We start from the raw sequence: 15770 nt of genomic DNA, 5'->3' as shown, positions 1-15770 counted from the left end.
GAAATGAGCATAGTACGCACAGCGTTACCCCTGGTACTGCTCACCAGTGTGTTGACTGGTTGTGCAGGTTTGCAAAAAACCGACTGGCCGAAGTGTGCCGCCGTCGGGGGTGTAGGCGGCGCCGCTTTGGGCGCTATTGAAAGTTCCAGCTGGGCTGGCTGGGGTGCGTTGCTGGGCGGTGGCCTGGCGGCGGGTTATTGCTGGGCCCATGGCGATGGCGACGAGGATGGCGACGGCGTGCCGGACAGCCGTGACAAGTGCCCGGGCACCCCGCGTGGTGTACAGGTCGATGCCAACGGATGCCCGCCTGAGCCGGTAGCAGTGGTCGAGGAAGTGGTGGTGCAGAAGGAAGAAGTCATCGTCATCCGCGACGTGCACTTCGAGTTCGATTCTGCGCGCCTGACCGCCGCTGACAAAGAGCGCCTCAATACCATTTCCACGCGTCTGAAGCAGGAAGCGCCATCCGCTCGCCTGAGCGTCAGCGGCCATACCGACAGCGTTGGCTCCGACAGCTACAACCAGAAACTGTCCGAGCGCCGCGCCCACTCGGTGACCGATTACCTGGTCGAGAGCGGCGTACCGCGCAGCAGCTTCGTTTCGGTGGTGGGTGCTGGTGAAACCCAGCCGGTGGCGGACAATGCCACGGCCGAAGGGCGTGCCATGAACCGCCGTACCGAAATCAAGATCCAGCGGTAGACGGTGTGCGCCCGTGCCTTGAGCAGTGGCGCGGGCGCGTCTTCATGCCAGTCAGCCGTTCGTGGCCAATGACAGAGGAGCATTCAGCATGAGTGTGACGTCGAAGGCGGCATTGCCGCTGTTGGTGGCTGCCAGCCTGCTCGCGGGGTGTGCAACCCACAGCGATGGTAGCGCGCCGCTCAACCAAAGGACCTGGCCCATCTGCAGCCTGCTGGGCGGCCTGGTCGGTGGCGGCCTGGGCGCTATTGAAAGTTCTACCTGGGCCGCAGGTGGCGGTGCCCTGGGCGTCATCGCCGGTGGGCTGATCTGTTACGCCCAGGATGGTGACGAAGATGGCGACGGTATTTTCGACCGCCGCGATCATTGCCCCGATACCCCCACCAATACCGCAGTCGACCACATGGGTTGCCCGCTGAAGGAGTACCCGGCAGCGCCGCCTGCCTCTGCACCTGAGCCCTCGCCAGAGGTAATCATCCTCGATGACAACGGTGCGGTGATGTTTGCCTTCGATTCCGCAGACCTGACCCCGGCGGCGCAGCAACGCCTGCAAGGCCTGGTGGCGAAACTCGACTCGCCGACGATAGCCAAGGTGAGTGTGATCGGGCATACCGACAACGTGGGTTCCGACAGCTACAACCAGGCACTTTCCGAGCGCCGTGCCAGCAGCGTTGCCGAGTACCTTATCAGCCAGGGCCTGGAGCCGGGCAAGGTCACCAGCCAGGGCCGCGGGGAAAGCCAGCCGATCACCGATAACGAAAGCGAGGAGGGGCGCGCGCGCAACCGACGGGTGGAGCTGCACCTCAACTGAGCGGTGCTGGCGCCTGCCTTGGCATTGCAGTTAATGTTGGTCGCACGGCCCGCTCGAACGGGCCGTCTGGACCTAACAACACTCTATAGGGGCGGGGTATGAAGTTCATCCTGGGCCTGGGCAAGGTCCTGACGGTCGCTTTCTGGGGCGTGGTGTTGTTCAATCAGCTGATGCCACAACCTGTGCCTTTCAATCTGTTGATCAATGCCGCTGGCATCGTCCTGTTCGGCTTGCACCTGCTCGAGGTGCTGTTCTTCAATGGCAGCCTGCGTGGGCGCAGCCACCGCTGGTTCGACCGTTTGCAGATCCTGCTGACAGGTATCTTCCATGTCATGTCCATTCCCCGTGCGCAGGAGGCGCCGCGAAATGCGTAATCTGATGTTGCTGGCCATGTTGGCCGCTCCCCTGGCCCAGGCTGAAAGCCTGGATGTCGCCGCCAATTCCATGCTGCGCCTGCCCGACAAGTCGGCCAGCGTGCACTTCACGCACCTGCGTGTCGCGGATGCGGCAACCCTGCTGCTGCCTGCCTCGCTTGCGCAATTGACGGTCGACCAGCTGGAACTGGGGCGTGATGCGCGCATCGCCATCGCACCCTCCGATAGCCCCCTGCTGATCGAGGCGCGTAGCGCGAAGTTGGGTGAGGGCAGTGAATTCAGTGCCCCCGGGGCGGCGGGTAGTTATCAGCGGGCAGCTCGCCCGGGCCGCAGCCTGGACCTGAAACTGGCTGAAGTGGATGCCGAACGGGTGGCGATCGATGCCCGTGGTGGTGCGGGTGCGCCGGGTTATGTGGGGCTCGATGGTGGCAGCGGCCAGGCGGGTGGTTGCACCTGGGGCCAGGCCAGCCGCGGTGCCAATGGCGATGACGGCGGCAACGGGCACGATGGCGCGCCGGGTGGGCGCATTCGCCTGAGCGTGCCGCAGGGCTTCGCGCAAGAGCGCGTTGTCGTGCGCCTGGATGGCGGCGCCCCAGGCAAGCCAGGGGCGGCCGGCAAGGCCGGTAAAGGTGGGGCTAGCAAGGGTTGCCTGGTGTACAGCACCGATGCTGGCGCCAATGGCCGGCCAGGGCAGCCGGGGCAGCCCGGCCTGGCAGGCGCCGCAGGTGAGCTGATCCTGCAGCACCTCTGAGCAGTGTGGGAGCGGCCTTGTGTCGCGATTGGGCCGCGAAGCGGCCCCAGAATTTCACTAGCGATGCTCAGATCGGGGGGCTGCTTCGCAGCCCAATCGCGACACAAGGCCGCTCCCACAGGGATCGCGCAATTTTTCAGATAATAAGCAAGGCCATAGCTGTCAGAACATCAGGCGCGAACTGGCCACAGCGACCACCGCCAAGCCCAGCAGCAGGTTGATCCCCACCATCCGCCGAATCCGCCCCAGCACCGCCGCCCCTGTCGGCCAGTCCTCGGCCTGCACCGCCGTCTTCAGTTCCGGCAGCAGCAACGCCTGAATGCGCATGAACAAGGCAAACATGGCGATGCCCCCTCCGATCATTACCTGCACGTACTTCGGCGCAGTCTCCAAGCCGCTGAAACGCATGTGCAACATGCCGATACCACTTATCGCCAAGATCGCCACCGCCAGCCAGACCCAGCCGAAGAAGCGTCGGAAAACTTCCACCCACAGGCGCAGTCGAGCCGGCCCCTCAAGGGCCGCAACCGTTGCCGGGCGCAGCACCAGCCAGGCGAAGAACATGCCGCCGACCCATACCAGGGCAGCCAGAACATGCAGTGTGTAGGGCAGGGCAAAGGCGAGCATCCGGATCTCCATGCGGCATAAAGGGCAATAGCGGGGTATGATAGCCGCCCATGCGAAACACTGAAAATATATCCAGCCCTACGGGCGCCTGCAGACCATGATCAGCAACGAACTCAAAGCCACCATCCAGGGCGCCTACTCGCGTTTTCTCGAAGCCAAGAGCCTCAAGCCTCGCTATGGCCAGCGCCTGATGATCGCCGAAGTGGCCAAGGTGCTCGGCGACATTGCCTGCGACGATGAAGGCCGCCGCGCCGGCGAGCCTGCCGTTGTGGCCGTGGAAGCCGGTACCGGTACCGGCAAGACGGTGGCCTACAGCCTGGCCGCCATCCCGGCCGCCAAGGCCGCTGGCAAGCGCCTGGTCATCGCCACCGCCACCGTGGCGCTGCAGGAGCAGATCGTCTTCAAGGACCTGCCCGACCTGATGCGCAACAGCGGGCTCAACTTCAGCTTCGCCCTGGCCAAAGGCCGTGGCCGCTACCTGTGCCTGTCCAAGCTCGACATCCTGCTGCAGGAGGGCCACGCCCAGTCGGCCACTGCCCAGTTGTTCGAGGAAGAAGGCTTCCGCATCGAGGTCGACGAGCGCAGCCAGAAGCTGTTCAACAGCATGATCGAGAAGCTTGCCGGCAATCGCTGGGACGGTGACCGTGACAGCTGGTCAGAAGCCCTCGAAGATCAGGACTGGGCACGCCTGACCACCGACCATAGCCAGTGCACCGGCCGCCACTGCCCGAATTTCCAGCAGTGCGTGTTCTACAAGGCCCGTGAAGGCATGGGCAAGGTCGACGTGATCGTTACCAACCACGACATGGTGCTGGCCGACCTGGCCCTGGGCGGCGGTGCAGTGTTGCCCGACCCGCGCGACACCATGTACGTGTTCGACGAAGGCCACCACCTGCCAGACAAGGCCATCGGCCACTTCGCTCATTATTCGCGCCTGCGCTCCACCGCAGACTGGCTGGAACAGACCGCCAAGAACCTGACCAAGCTGCTGGCCCAGCACCCGCTGCCCGGCGACCTGGGCAAGTACATCGAGCAGGTGCCAGAGCTGGCGCGGGAAGTGCGCACCCAGCAGCAGTTCATGTTCACCCTGTGCGAGCAGGTTGCCGACTTCCGCCCCAGTGAAGACACCGAGGGCCGTGAGCGCCCGCGCTATCGCTTCGAAGGCGGCGTCGTGCCGGAACAGATGCGCGAAGTGGGCATCGAGCTGAAAAAGGGCTTTGCCCGCCTCAACGACCTGTTCACCCGCCTGGCCGACCTGCTCAAGGAAGGCATGGACGGCGAGGTCAACATCGGCATCGCCAGCCACCAGGCCGAGGAGTGGTACCCGCTGTTCGGCAGCCTGGTCACCCGTGCCCAGGGCAACTGGGAACTGTGGACGGCCTTCACCGCCGAAGACCCGGAAGACAGCCCGCCCATGGCGCGCTGGCTGACGCTGGCCGAGAGCGGTGCGATGTTCGACATCGAAGTCAACGCCAGCCCCATCCTTGCCGCGGAAATGCTTCGCCGCAGCCTGTGGAGTGTTGCCCACGGTGCGCTGGTGACGTCGGCGACATTGACCGCGCTGGGCAAGTTCGACCGCTTCCGCATGCGCTCGGGTTTACCGCGTGATGCGATGACCTGTGTGGTGCCCAGCCCGTTCGTGCACGGCGACGCTGGTCTGTTGCGGGTGCCCGACCTCAAGGCCGACCCACGCGACGCGGCGGCACACACTGCGGCAATCATCCGCGAGCTGCCGAACATCGTCGAAGATGCCCGTGGCGCGCTGGTGCTGTTCTCCTCGCGCAAGCAGATGCAGGACGTGTTCGATGGCCTGGACCGTGACTGGCGCAAGCTGGTGCTGATCCAGGGCAACCTGTCCAAACAGGAAACCCTGAACAAGCACAAAGCGCGGGTAGATGATGGCCAGCACAGTGTGCTGTTCGGCCTGGCAAGCTTTGCCGAGGGTGTCGACCTGCCAGGCGCCTATTGCGAGCATGTGGTGATTGCCAAGATTCCATTTGCCGTGCCCGATGACCCGGTCGAAGCCGCACTGGCGGAGTGGATCGAGGCCCGCGGCGGCAACCCGTTCATGGAAATTGCCGTACCCGACGCCTCGCTGAAACTGATCCAGGCCTGCGGTCGCCTACTGCGTACCGAGCAGGATCGCGGTGTCATCACCTTGCTTGATCGGCGCCTGGTCACCCAGCGCTACGGCAAGGCTATTCTCAATGCGCTGCCGCCGTTCCGGCGGGAGATTTCCTGACCGCCGGAGCACTTGCTCCGGCGCGTTGTCCATTACTCAGTCTTGGGCCCGTAAGGGGCCTGAAGGAGAGCCCCAGCCTTATGGTCCGCCTCACCCTGCCCGCCGTTTTCGCCCTGTTGTTCAGCTCGCCCTTGCTGGCTGGGCAGCAGACGCTGTTCAGCTTCGTGCGCCCGGCCTCGGTGGTCAATGTGGCGACCGAGGATGCCGGCATGCCGCAGTACAACGCGGAGCAAACGGCCGAGGGCGAGGTGTTGCGGCGTGTGGTGTTCAACCCGGTCGAGCGGCCGACTCTGCGCCTGAGCCCGCAAGGCGGGGCGTGGGACTGGTCCGCCGGGCAGTTCCTCACATTGCGCATGCAAAGTGCCATGGACTGGGCGCTGACGGTGGATGTCACGGTGCAAGGCAGCGATGGGCGCACATTGACCAGCCGTATCGACTTGCCGGCTGGCCCCGCGCAAACCGTGATGGTGCCGCTGACGGCCAGCTCGCCGCTAAGCCAGGGCATGCGCGCCGGCCCGCCCATGCCGTGGACCCACGGCGGCCAGCGCTTGCTGCTGACCAGCAGCGCCGGTGCGGTAGACCTCAAGCAGGTGGCCTCGGTCAGCCTGAGCATCCCCAACCCCAAGGTGGCGCAGAACCTGCTGATCGAGCGGGTGGGCATCCAGGATGATGATCTTGCCTACAAGGCGGCGTACCAGGGCCTGATCGATGCCTATGGCCAGTCCACTCGCGGCAATTGGCCAGAGAAGGTTGCCAATGACGAGCAGCTCAAGGCCGCCGATACGCGTGAACAGCAGCAGCTCAAGGGCTGGCTGGCTGAGCGTGGCAAGCAGCAACTGGACGGCTACGGCGGGCTGCTGGGCGGGGCTGCGTTCGAGGCCAAGGGTTTCTTTCGCACCGAAAAGCGTGATGGCCGCTGGTACCTGGTAACACCAGAGGGGCACCCGTTCTATTCCCTGGGGGTGAACGCCGTTGCTGCAGACGGCGGGCGTACATACGTCGCCGGCCGTGAAGGCATGTTCAAGGCGTTGCCGGGCGAGGGCGATGCCCTGGCCGCATTCTACGGCGAAGGCAACAACGACGATGGCAATGCCTCGTCGCAAGGGCGCAACTTCAAGCAAGGGCGCTGGTTCGACTTTTATGCCGCCAACGTGCAGCGTACCTATGGCAAACCCTGCCCGCCTGCCGTGGAAGGGCAGCCAGCCAACTGCCCGCCACTGGCACTGGACGCTGCCCGCTGGCAGGCGCATGCGCTCGACCGCATGCAGGCCTGGGGTTTCAACACGGTCGGCAACTGGAGCGAGCCCGGCCTGGGCCTGGCCAAACGGATGCCCTACACCTTGCCGCTGTCGATCGTGGGTGATTACGCCAGCATCAGCACCGGCATGGACTGGTGGGGCAGCATGCCCGACCCATTCGACCCGCGTTTTGCCATGGCCACCGAGCGCGCAGTGGCCATTGCCGCCCGTGATCACCGTGACGACCCTTGGCTGATCGGCTACTTTGCCGACAACGAGCTGGCCTGGGCTGCCCCGGGCAGCGACCCCAAGGCCCGTTATGGCATCGCCTACGGTACCTTGCGCCTGACCACCGACGTACCGGCCAAGCGCGCCTTCCTCAAGCAGTTGCGCGACAAGTACCGTAACCAGGAAGGGCTGTCCAAGGCCTGGGGCATCGAACTGACCGCCTGGGAGCTGATGGAAGACCCGGGCTTCGAGGCGCCGTTGCCCGACCCGGAACACCCGGAAATCGAGCGTGACTACCAGCACTTCCAGCAGGTGTTCGCCGAGACCTACTTCAAGACCATTGCCGATTCATTGAAGTGGCATGCCCCCAATCACCTGCTGCTCGGTGGCCGCTATGCGGTGAGCACGCCGGAGGCGGTCAAGGCCTGTGCCGAGTTCTGTGATGTGCTCAGTTTCAATTTCTATACCCTCAAGCCGCAGGACGGCTACGACTTCGCCCGCCTGGCCGAGCTGGACAAACCGGTGCTGGTGTCTGAATTCCAGTTCGGTTCGCGTGATCGCGGGCCGTTCTGGCCGGGGCCGTTGGAGCTGGCGCGGGAAGAAGACCGCGGTCCGGCCTACGGCAACTTCCTCAAGGCGGCCCTGGCGCAACCGATGATCGTTGGCGCGCACTGGTTCCAGTACCTCGACCAGCCGGCCAGCGGCCGCCTGCTTGACGGCGAGAACGGCCACCTTGGGCTGGTGGCGATTACCGATGTGCCGTACCCGGGGTTTGTCGACGCCGTGCGCAAGAGCAACCTGCAGGCCATGGGCCAATTGCGCACCGAGCTGGAAAAACCGACTCCCTGACAAGAGCCTGACTCTTGTGGGAGCGGGCGTGCCCGCGAATCAGGCGACGCGGTGGATGGCACCGGCTATGCCGGTGTTCGCGGGCACGCCCGCTCCCACAGGGATTTCACCCGGTGTCGGATTTTGGGTGAGTGAGCTTGGATACCGTTCGTCGCGACCATTTGGCCCAAGCCAGTTTGCAAAACACCCAACTACTGAAACAATGCACACCTTTTTTGGACATGGTCCTACGGAGTACAGCGGGTGCAGATCCAGGGTCACTATGAGCTGAAGTTCGAAGCCGTGCGCGAAGCCTTTGCCGCGCTGTTCGAAGATCCCCAGGAGCGTGGCGCTGCGCTGTGCATCCAGGTCGGGGGCGAAACCGTCGTCGACCTGTGGGCCGGCAGTGCCGACAAGGATGGCCAGCAGGCTTGGCACAGCGACACCATCGCCAACCTGTTCTCCTGTACCAAGACCTTCACCGCCGTCACCGCCCTGCAACTGGTAGGTGAGGGCAAGTTGGCCCTCGATGCCCCAGTGGCCAACTACTGGCCCGAGTTCGCCCAGGCCGGTAAACAGTCGATCACCTTGCGCCAGCTACTCAGCCACCGCGCCGGCTTGCCGGCCATCCGTGAATTGCTGCCAGCCGAAGCGCTGTATGATTGGCAGGCCATGGTCAATGCCCTGGCGGCTGAAACACCATGGTGGACACCCGGTAGCGAACACGGTTATGCCGCCATCACCTACGGCTGGTTGATCGGCGAGCTGATTCGCCGCGCCGATGGCCGTGGCCCTGGCGACTCGATCGTGGCCCGCACCGCCCGCCCGTTGGGTTTGGACTTCCATGTTGGCCTGGCCGACGAAGAGTTCTACCGCGTGGCGCACATCGCCCGTGGCAAAGGCAACCCCGGGGATGCCGCCGCGCAGCGCTTGCTGCAGGTGACCATGCGCGAACCCGAGGCGCTGTCGACCCGTGCCTTCACCAACCCGCCGGCGATCCTGACCAGCACCAACAAGCCTGAATGGCGACGCATGCAACAGCCAGCGGCCAATGGCCATGGCAATGCCCGCAGCCTGGCGGGCTTCTATGCCGGGTTGCTGGACGGCAGCCTGCTCGAATCCGAATTGCTTGATGAGCTGACCCGCGAGCACAGCCTCGGGCAGGACCGCACCTTGCTCACCCAGACCCGCTTTGGCCTGGGCTGCATGCTCGACCAGCCCGATGTGGCCAATGCCACCTTTGGCCTCGGCGCCCGTGCCTTCGGCCACCCGGGGGCTGGGGGCTCGGTCGGTTTTGCCGACCCGGAGCACGACGTGGCCTTCGGTTTCGTGGTCAATACCCTTGGCCCTTACGTGCTCATGGACCCACGAGCCCAGAAACTGGTCCGGGTTCTTGCCAGTTGCCTTTGATCGGGTAATGCGGGTATTGCCCCACCCCTTTGACTATCCTCAATGTCAACGCTTCAAGTGCGTTGGCAAAATTTCTTTCTTTTTCATGGTGTATCGCTGATGTCTTCACATAAAACCTTAGCACTCGCCCTGTGCCTGACCGCCGTTACCGGCTGCGCCAGTCATTCTCCGGACGGCTCCAAGGAAGGTGGCTCCAGCTGGTGGCCTTTCGGTTCCGACAAGGTCGCCGAGCAGGAAGTGAAGGCAGCCGTCACTGAAAAAGTGGCCAAGGCCGATGCCAAATCCGAAAGCGCCAGCCGTTGGTGGTGGCCGTTCGGCGGCGATGACAAGCAAGCCAAAGGGCCGGTCGTGCCGAAGATCGACCAGAAGGCCACCCAGGCCTGGCTGGACGAGTACGAGCCCAAACTGCGCGAAGCCATCAAGGACAGCAAGCTGGAGCTGGAGCGCCGCGACAATGTGCTGGCGGTCACCCTGCCGGTGGACAGCTCGTACAACCCTGATCGCCCGAACATGCTGCTGCCAGCGACCCTCGGCCCGATCACCCGTGTGGCCAAGACGGTCGAAGGCGACCCCAAGACTGCCGTGCTGGTTCTGGGCCATGCCGACAGCAGCGGCGTTGCCGCTGCCAACCAGAAGCTCAGCCTGGAGCGCGCCGCTTCGGTATCGGCGATCTTCCGCCTCAGCGGCCTGCAGCGTGACCGCCTGACCCTCAAGGGCATGGGCTCGGTCATGCCACGCGCCGCCAACGACAGCGTCGAGGGCCGTGGCCTGAACCGCCGCGTGGAAATGCTGCTGACCCCGCAAAACACCATGGTCGCACTGTTGGCCAAGTACCAGCAGGCCGCCCCGGCACCTGCGCCGGCCTCGATGGTTGCGGTGCAGGATGCCAAGGCACCTGCAGCCAAGGCCGTCGACAGCAAGCCGGCAGCGAAGAAGCCTGCGGCGAAGAAACCAGTCGCCAAGGCCAAGGCCCCTGCCAAGACCACGGCCAAGAAAACAGCCGCGCCGGCCAAGGCAGCCGCCAAGCCTGCCGCCAAGAAAGCTACCGCTGACAAGAAAGTAGCTGCCAACAGCCCTGCGAAGACCAACTGATCGTCAAGGAACGCAGCAATGACCCAATCCCTGGCCGATATGCGCCGCGACTACACCCGTGATGGCCTGGCCGAAGCCCAGGCCCCGGGGGAGCCGTTCGCTTTGTTCCACCAGTGGTTTGCCGATGCGGTGAAGACCGAGCAGGTACCGGTGGAAGCCAATGCCATGACCCTGGCGACTGTGGACGGCGAAGGCCGCCCGCATTGCCGTGTATTGCTGCTGAAGGGGCTCGATGAGCAGGGTTTCACCTTCTTCACCAACTACGACAGCGCCAAGGGCCAGCAACTGCAGGCCAACCCTTTTGCGGCCATGACCTTCTTCTGGCCGGCGCTGGAGCGCCAGGTGCGCATTGAAGGGCGGGTGGAAAAGGTCACGGCCAAGGAGTCGGACGACTACTACCAGGTGCGCCCGCTGGGCAGCCGCCTGGGGGCCTGGGCTTCGCCGCAGAGCCGGGTGATTGCCGGTCGTGAAGAGCTGGAGGGCCTGGTCAAGGCCACCGAAGCCCGCTTCTCCGACACCCAGCCGCACTGCCCGGAGCACTGGGGTGGTTATCGTCTGTTGCCTGAGCGCATCGAGTTCTGGCAGGGGCGGGCGAGCTGCATGACCGGTTGAATTACCGGTTTGTGGATGGGCAATGGCAGCGGGAGCGGCTGGCACCCTGAGAATTTGGGGCCGCAACGCGGCCCCGCCGATCGATCAGGCTACCTCGTATAACCCGCCGCCTCCCGCTCCAACCACCCCGCCAGTTGCTTACGCCCCACCTTCTCCTGCCGCGCCTGCGCCAACCTTTCCAGCATGAACGCGCGCTTCTCAGGGTCAGCCCCCGCCAGCGACAACGCCAGGTCACGGTCCATCCAGCGGCGCATGCGTACATACAGCCACCCGTGGAAATACAGCCCGGCAACGGTGGTGACCACGACGATGAAGTAATCCATGGCTATCCTTGGTCTCAATTGATGAGCCTATGGCACAACCGCACCGGCTGTACCCCGGCTGAATGAAAACAATTTTATTACGTTTGTACCGTGACAGCCGTCAACGTGCAGCGTCTAATGAGCACCTGACTTATGGAGACTTTACCCATGCGTAAATCCGCTTTGCTGGTGGCGACCTTTACCACCATGTCGCTGCTGCTGGGGGGCTGTGCCTCGAGCCTGACCGGTGACAGCTACTCCCGTGATGAAGCCCGCCGCGTGCAAACCGTGCGCATGGGCACCATCGAATCCCTGCGCCCGGTCAAGATCGAAGGTACCAAGACCCCGATCGGCGGTGGCGCTGGCGCCATCGTCGGTGGTGTAGCCGGCAGCGCCGTGGGCGGTGGCCGTGGCAGCATTGTTGCAGCTGTGATCGGTGCCGTGGCCGGGGGCCTGGCCGGTTCCGCTGCAGAGGAAGGCCTGACCCGCACCCAAGGCGTCGAAATCACCGTGCGTGAGGACGATGGCAGCATGCGTGCCTACGTGCAGGCCGTGCAGGAGAACGAAATCTTCCGCGTCGGCGACCGCGTGCGCATCATGACGGTTGACGGTACCAGCCGCGTTTCGCACTGACCGTAGCGCAGTAAAACAAAACCCCGACATGGCTGCTGCCAGTCGGGGTTTTTTCATGCTTCAGCCACGTTAGCCAACACTGTTTTTGCGGCTGGCCATGGCGATGACGGCGTAGCCGATCACTGCGGCGAAGAACGAACCGGTAAGAATACCCATGCGGTCCATGCCGGCGTAATCACTGCTACCCGGTGCGAAGGCGAGCGAGCCAACGAACAGGCTCATGGTGAAGCCAATGCCGCAGAGTATCGCCACCCCCAGTATTTGCCCCCAGCCGGCACCCTCAGGCAGCGCGGCCAGGCGCAGCTTGACTGCCAGCCAGGACAGGCCGAAAACGCCCACGGTCTTGCCCAGCAGCAGGCCAACCGCGATGCCCATCGGCACCGGGTGGGTGAAGCTTTCCACGGTCATGCCTGCCAGAGAGACGCCGGCATTGGCGAAGGCGAAAATCGGCAAAATGGCATAGGCCACCCAAGGATGAAGGGCATGCTCCAGGGACAGCAGCGGAGAAGTCTCGGCGTTGCGTGTACGCAGCGGGATGCACAGTGCCAGGGCGACGCCCGCCAATGTGGCATGCACGCCGCTCTTGAGCACGCAGACCCACAGGATCAGGCCGACGATCATGTAAGGCCCGAGCTTGACCACGCCAAGCCGGTTCATCGCTATCAGCGCCACCAGGCAGGCCGCAGCCAGTAGCAGCGATACGCTCGACAGGGTGCCGGAGTAGAACAGCGCGATGACTATGATCGCACCCAGGTCGTCGATGATCGCCAGGGTCATCAGGAACAGCTTCAGCGATACCGGTACGCGTTTGCCCAGCAGGGCCAGCACGCCGAGGGCGAAGGCGATGTCGGTGGCGGTGGGGATCGCCCAGCCGGCCACGGCCGCCGGGTTGTCACGGTTGATGAACCAGTAGATCAGTGCTGGCACCACCATGCCGCCCACGGCAGCAGTGGCAGGCAGGATCACCTGGGCAGGTTTGGACAGGTGGCCGTCGACCACCTCGCGCTTGACCTCAAGGCCGATGAGCAGGAAGAACAGGGCCATGAGGCCGTCATTGATCCACAGCAACAAAGGCTTGGCGATATTCAGCGCGCCGACCTGGACGGCGACGGGCACATCGAGCAGCCCGCTGTACAGGTAGGACAGTGGCGAGTTGTTGATGATCAGGGCCAGAACGGCGGCGGCGATCAGCAGCAGGCCGCTGGCGGCTTCAAGCTGGAAGAAACGGGTAAACAGGCTACGCACGGGCTATAGGCTCTCCATGAGCAGTTTACGAATGGAACGGGCGTACACCCTAGCCTGTGACGATATGCTTTAAAACAAAAACTATATTCGTTTTTGTTATATGGTGTTGCCCGCTGGGCTGTGTGAAGCCTAGATGCAGATGGGGGAGGGCGGGAGAGGGAAAGTCTGATGTTCGAGTTGGATGTTTCTGATTCCTGTCAGGGCCTCTTCGCGGGTGAACCCGCTCCTACGGGGAGTCGATTGTCCGGTGTAGGAGCGGGCGTGCCCGCGAAGAGGCCCTGACAGGCGATACAAAATTACAGACCGAGCATATCCCGCGCTACCGCTTCGGCAATGCGGATCCCGTCCACGCCCGCCGACAGAATCCCGCCCGCATAGCCAGCCCCTTCACCTGCCGGGAACAGGCCTTTCAGGTTCAGGCTCTGGTAATCCTCACCTCGGGTAATCCGCAGTGGCGACGAGGTCCGCGTCTCGATCCCGGTCAACACCGCATCATGCAGGTTGTAACCCTTGATCTGCCGGTCGAACGCCGGCAGGGCTTCACGGATTGCCTCGATGGCGAAGTCCGGCAGGCTCGGCGCCAGATCGCCTAATGTCACGCCAGGCTTGTAGGACGGCTCGACACTGCCCAGCGCGGTCGACGGCCGGCCTGCAACGAAGTCACCCACCAGCTGCGCCGGGGCCTGGTAGTTGCTGCCCCCCATTTCATAAGCGAGGGTTTCCAGGCGCTCCTGCAGTTCGATACCGGCCAGCGGGCCGCCCGGGTAGTCACGCTCAGGGTCGATGCCGACGACGATACCGGAGTTGGCGTTACGCTCGTTTCGCGAGTACTGGCTCATGCCGTTGGTGACGACTCGGCCCGGCTCGCTTGTAGCCGCGACCACGGTGCCACCCGGGCACATGCAGAAGCTGTATACCGAGCGGCCGTTCTTGGCGTGGTACACCAGCTTGTAGTCGGCGGCGCCAAGTTTCGGGTGGCCGGCGTACTTGCCCAGCCGCGCCTTGTCGATCAGCGTTTGCGGGTGCTCGATACGGAAGCCGACCGAGAACGGCTTGGCTTCCATGTACACGCCCTTGGCGTGCAGCATGCGGAAGGTGTCGCGGGCACTGTGGCCTAGTGCCAGAACCACATGGCGCGAGTGCAGCTGTTCGCCACTCTCCAGCACCACGCCGGTCAGCTGGCCGTCTTCGACCAGCAGGTCGGTGACCTTTTCCTGGAAGCGCACTTCTGCGCCGAGGGCGATCATGTCCTGGCGCATCTGCTCGACCATGCCGGTGAGGCGGAAGGTGCCGATGTGCGGTTTGTTGATGTACAGGATCTCGTCCGGCGCACCGGCCTTGACGAACTCTTCCAGCACTTTGCGGCCGTGGTGCTGCGGGTCCTTGATCTGGCTGTACAGCTTGCCATCGGAGAAGGTACCGGCGCCGCCTTCGCCGAACTGCACATTGGACTCTGGGTTGAGCACGCTCTTGCGCCACAGGCCCCAGGTGTCCTTGGTGCGCTGGCGCACTTCCTTGCCACGTTCGAGGATGATCGGCTTGAAGCCCATCTGTGCCAGCAGCAGGCCGGCGAAGATGCCGCACGGGCCGAAGCCGACCACGATCGGGCGTTCCTGCACGTCGGCCGGGGCGTGGCCGACGTACTTGTAGGTAACGTCCGGTGCCGGGCCGATGTTGTGATCGTCGGCGAACTTGCTGAGCAGCTCGGCTTCGTTGCTGGCTTCGAGGTCGATGGTGTAGATGAACAGCAACTCGCTGTTCTTCTTGCGCGCATCGTAGCTGCGCTTGAACAGGTTGAAGCTGAGCAGTTGCTCGTCGCGGATGCCCAGGCGCTGGACGATGGCTTCACGCAGCGCTTCGTCGGGATGGTCCAGGGGCAGCTTGAGTTCGGTGATTCGTAGCATGGCAGGGTCCAGTATCCCGGCCATGGGCGGCCGGCGGCTTTACACAAACCGCCAAGTATAAGCTGTTAGCCGCCCCGACTGGCAGGATAAAAGCACCCGGCGATCAGTTGTCGCGCGCGCCGCCGTAGTAACCGCAGCCCTGCACGGTCTTGCCGTCGATGCGCAGCTCGGCACGCAGGTGGTGGATGGCGCCAGTGGCGCTGTCTACGCAGCGCTGCGGCGCGACCCACAGTTCTACGTGCTGGCCGTTGGCTTCGCTGGTGAGGGTCAGGCCACCACCGGGTACTTCTTCTTCCAGAAACGGCAGGGGCAGAGGCTGCTGGCCGACGCGATTGAGCACCATGCCCTTGCCGCTGGCCTTGATGTCCCATTCTGGTTCGTGACCATTGGCGCGCAGGGTCAGCTGCTTGAAGTTAGGGTCTTCGCAGGCACGCGTGGAGGGTTCCAGGCGGTACAGGCGGCGCACTTCCAGCTGGCCGTCGTTATTGGCCTGCTTACTGCCGGTGAGGCGGCCACGGACGTCGGCGAACAGTTTGTCGTTGGCGTCCTTGGCGAGGTTGGCGGCCTCCTGCAGGATGCCGGTGGCGCCGACGTCGTTGATCACGAAGGTGCGGTTTTCGCTGCACGGCTTGAACAGCAGCTGGCCACCGGCGGCACGCAGTTCGCCCTGCATGCGCGTGGTGCCGATGTTCGGGTCGCTTGGGGCATCAGCCATGAGCTGGCAGCCGGCGAACAGGGGCAGCAGGGCGGTGAGCAGCAGGGTGGGGGTGAGGCGCATGG

Annotated in this window: 14 protein-coding genes and 2 pseudogenes; 11 read left to right on the top strand and 5 right to left on the bottom strand. The window is 64.1% G+C overall.

Annotated elements, in window-relative coordinates:
* Positions 1–3 precede the first annotated feature (3 nt).
* The 4 genes from AK81_RS06185 to AK81_RS06170 all read left to right on the top strand — a co-directional run bounded on the left by AK81_RS06185 (position 4) and on the right by AK81_RS06170 (position 2629).
* Positions 4–696: an OmpA family protein gene (locus AK81_RS06185; RefSeq protein WP_043197549.1), complete on the top strand. Its 693-nt coding sequence runs from the start codon at positions 4–6 to the stop codon at positions 694–696.
* Between the two features lie 88 nt (positions 697–784).
* The gene (locus AK81_RS06180; RefSeq protein ID WP_043197547.1) at positions 785–1504 is read left to right on the top strand and encodes an OmpA family protein; all 720 of its coding nucleotides are present in this window, start codon (positions 785–787) and stop codon (positions 1502–1504) included.
* Between the two features lie 98 nt (positions 1505–1602).
* Positions 1603–1878, top strand: a complete 276-nt coding sequence (locus tag AK81_RS06175) for a DUF1145 domain-containing protein (RefSeq protein ID WP_043197545.1) — start codon at positions 1603–1605, stop codon at positions 1876–1878.
* Positions 1871–2629, top strand: coding sequence for a hypothetical protein (locus AK81_RS06170; RefSeq protein ID WP_043197543.1), 759 nt, complete (start codon positions 1871–1873; stop codon positions 2627–2629). The genes AK81_RS06175 and AK81_RS06170 overlap by 8 nt, the downstream gene beginning before the upstream one ends.
* 162 nt (positions 2630–2791) lie before the next feature.
* Here AK81_RS06170 and AK81_RS06165 read toward each other — a convergent pair whose 3' ends face one another.
* Entirely contained in the window at positions 2792–3256 is a 465-nt protein-coding gene (locus AK81_RS06165) for a CopD family protein (RefSeq protein ID WP_043197542.1), read from the bottom strand.
* A 97-nt stretch (positions 3257–3353) separates the two neighbouring features.
* Here AK81_RS06165 and dinG point away from each other — a divergent pair, with 97 nt between their 5' ends.
* The 6 genes and pseudogenes from dinG to AK81_RS30730 all read left to right on the top strand — a co-directional run bounded on the left by dinG (position 3354) and on the right by AK81_RS30730 (position 10956).
* Positions 3354–5498: an ATP-dependent DNA helicase DinG gene (gene dinG, locus AK81_RS06160; protein WP_043197540.1), complete on the top strand. Its 2145-nt coding sequence runs from the start codon at positions 3354–3356 to the stop codon at positions 5496–5498.
* An 80-nt stretch (positions 5499–5578) separates the two neighbouring features.
* Positions 5579–7813, top strand: a complete 2235-nt coding sequence (locus AK81_RS06155; protein WP_043197538.1) for a beta-galactosidase — start codon at positions 5579–5581, stop codon at positions 7811–7813.
* Between the two features lie 243 nt (positions 7814–8056).
* Positions 8057–9202, top strand: coding sequence for an EstA family serine hydrolase (locus AK81_RS06150; protein WP_043197536.1), 1146 nt, complete (start codon positions 8057–8059; stop codon positions 9200–9202).
* Between the two features lie 99 nt (positions 9203–9301).
* Positions 9302–10294, top strand: a complete 993-nt coding sequence (locus tag AK81_RS06145; protein ID WP_043197535.1) for an OmpA family protein — start codon at positions 9302–9304, stop codon at positions 10292–10294.
* An 18-nt stretch (positions 10295–10312) separates the two neighbouring features.
* A pseudogene (gene pdxH, locus AK81_RS06140) lies at positions 10313–10831 on the top strand (pyridoxamine 5'-phosphate oxidase); the annotation flags it as partial.
* 21 nt (positions 10832–10852) lie between these two features.
* Positions 10853–10956 (top strand): annotated as a pseudogene (locus AK81_RS30730) (pyridoxine 5'-phosphate oxidase C-terminal domain-containing protein).
* A 39-nt stretch (positions 10957–10995) separates the two neighbouring features.
* Here AK81_RS30730 and AK81_RS06135 read toward each other — a convergent pair.
* Complete coding sequence (locus AK81_RS06135; RefSeq protein ID WP_043197533.1) at positions 10996–11229, bottom strand: hypothetical protein; 234 nt, start codon at positions 11227–11229, stop codon at positions 10996–10998.
* A gap of 147 nt (positions 11230–11376) precedes the next feature.
* On the opposite strand from AK81_RS06135, the gene AK81_RS06130 reads away from it, so the two are divergent.
* On the top strand, positions 11377–11841 hold the full coding sequence (locus tag AK81_RS06130; protein ID WP_009684613.1) for a glycine zipper 2TM domain-containing protein: 465 nt from the start codon (positions 11377–11379) through the stop codon (positions 11839–11841).
* A 69-nt stretch (positions 11842–11910) separates the two neighbouring features.
* Here the strand turns inward: AK81_RS06130 and nhaA are convergent, their stop codons facing one another.
* The 3 genes from nhaA to AK81_RS06115 all read right to left on the bottom strand — a co-directional run bounded on the left by nhaA (position 11911) and on the right by AK81_RS06115 (position 15768).
* On the bottom strand, positions 11911–13086 hold the full coding sequence (gene nhaA / locus AK81_RS06125) for a Na+/H+ antiporter NhaA (protein WP_043197531.1): 1176 nt from the start codon (positions 13084–13086) through the stop codon (positions 11911–11913).
* 296 nt (positions 13087–13382) lie between these two features.
* Entirely contained in the window at positions 13383–14990 is a 1608-nt protein-coding gene (locus AK81_RS06120) for an NAD(P)/FAD-dependent oxidoreductase (protein ID WP_043197529.1), read from the bottom strand.
* A 103-nt stretch (positions 14991–15093) separates the two neighbouring features.
* Positions 15094–15768 carry a COG3650 family protein gene (locus tag AK81_RS06115; RefSeq protein WP_043197527.1) on the bottom strand — a complete coding sequence of 225 codons (675 nt, stop codon included), beginning with the start codon at positions 15766–15768 and terminating at the stop codon, positions 15094–15096.
* Between the last annotated feature and the right edge of the window lie 2 nt (positions 15769–15770).

Origin of the sequence: Pseudomonas putida W15Oct28 (assembly GCF_000708715.2) — a bacterium.
Taxonomy (GTDB): Bacteria; Pseudomonadota; Gammaproteobacteria; order Pseudomonadales; family Pseudomonadaceae; genus Aquipseudomonas; species Aquipseudomonas putida_R.
This window is presented reverse-complemented; position numbering and strand designations above follow the sequence as displayed.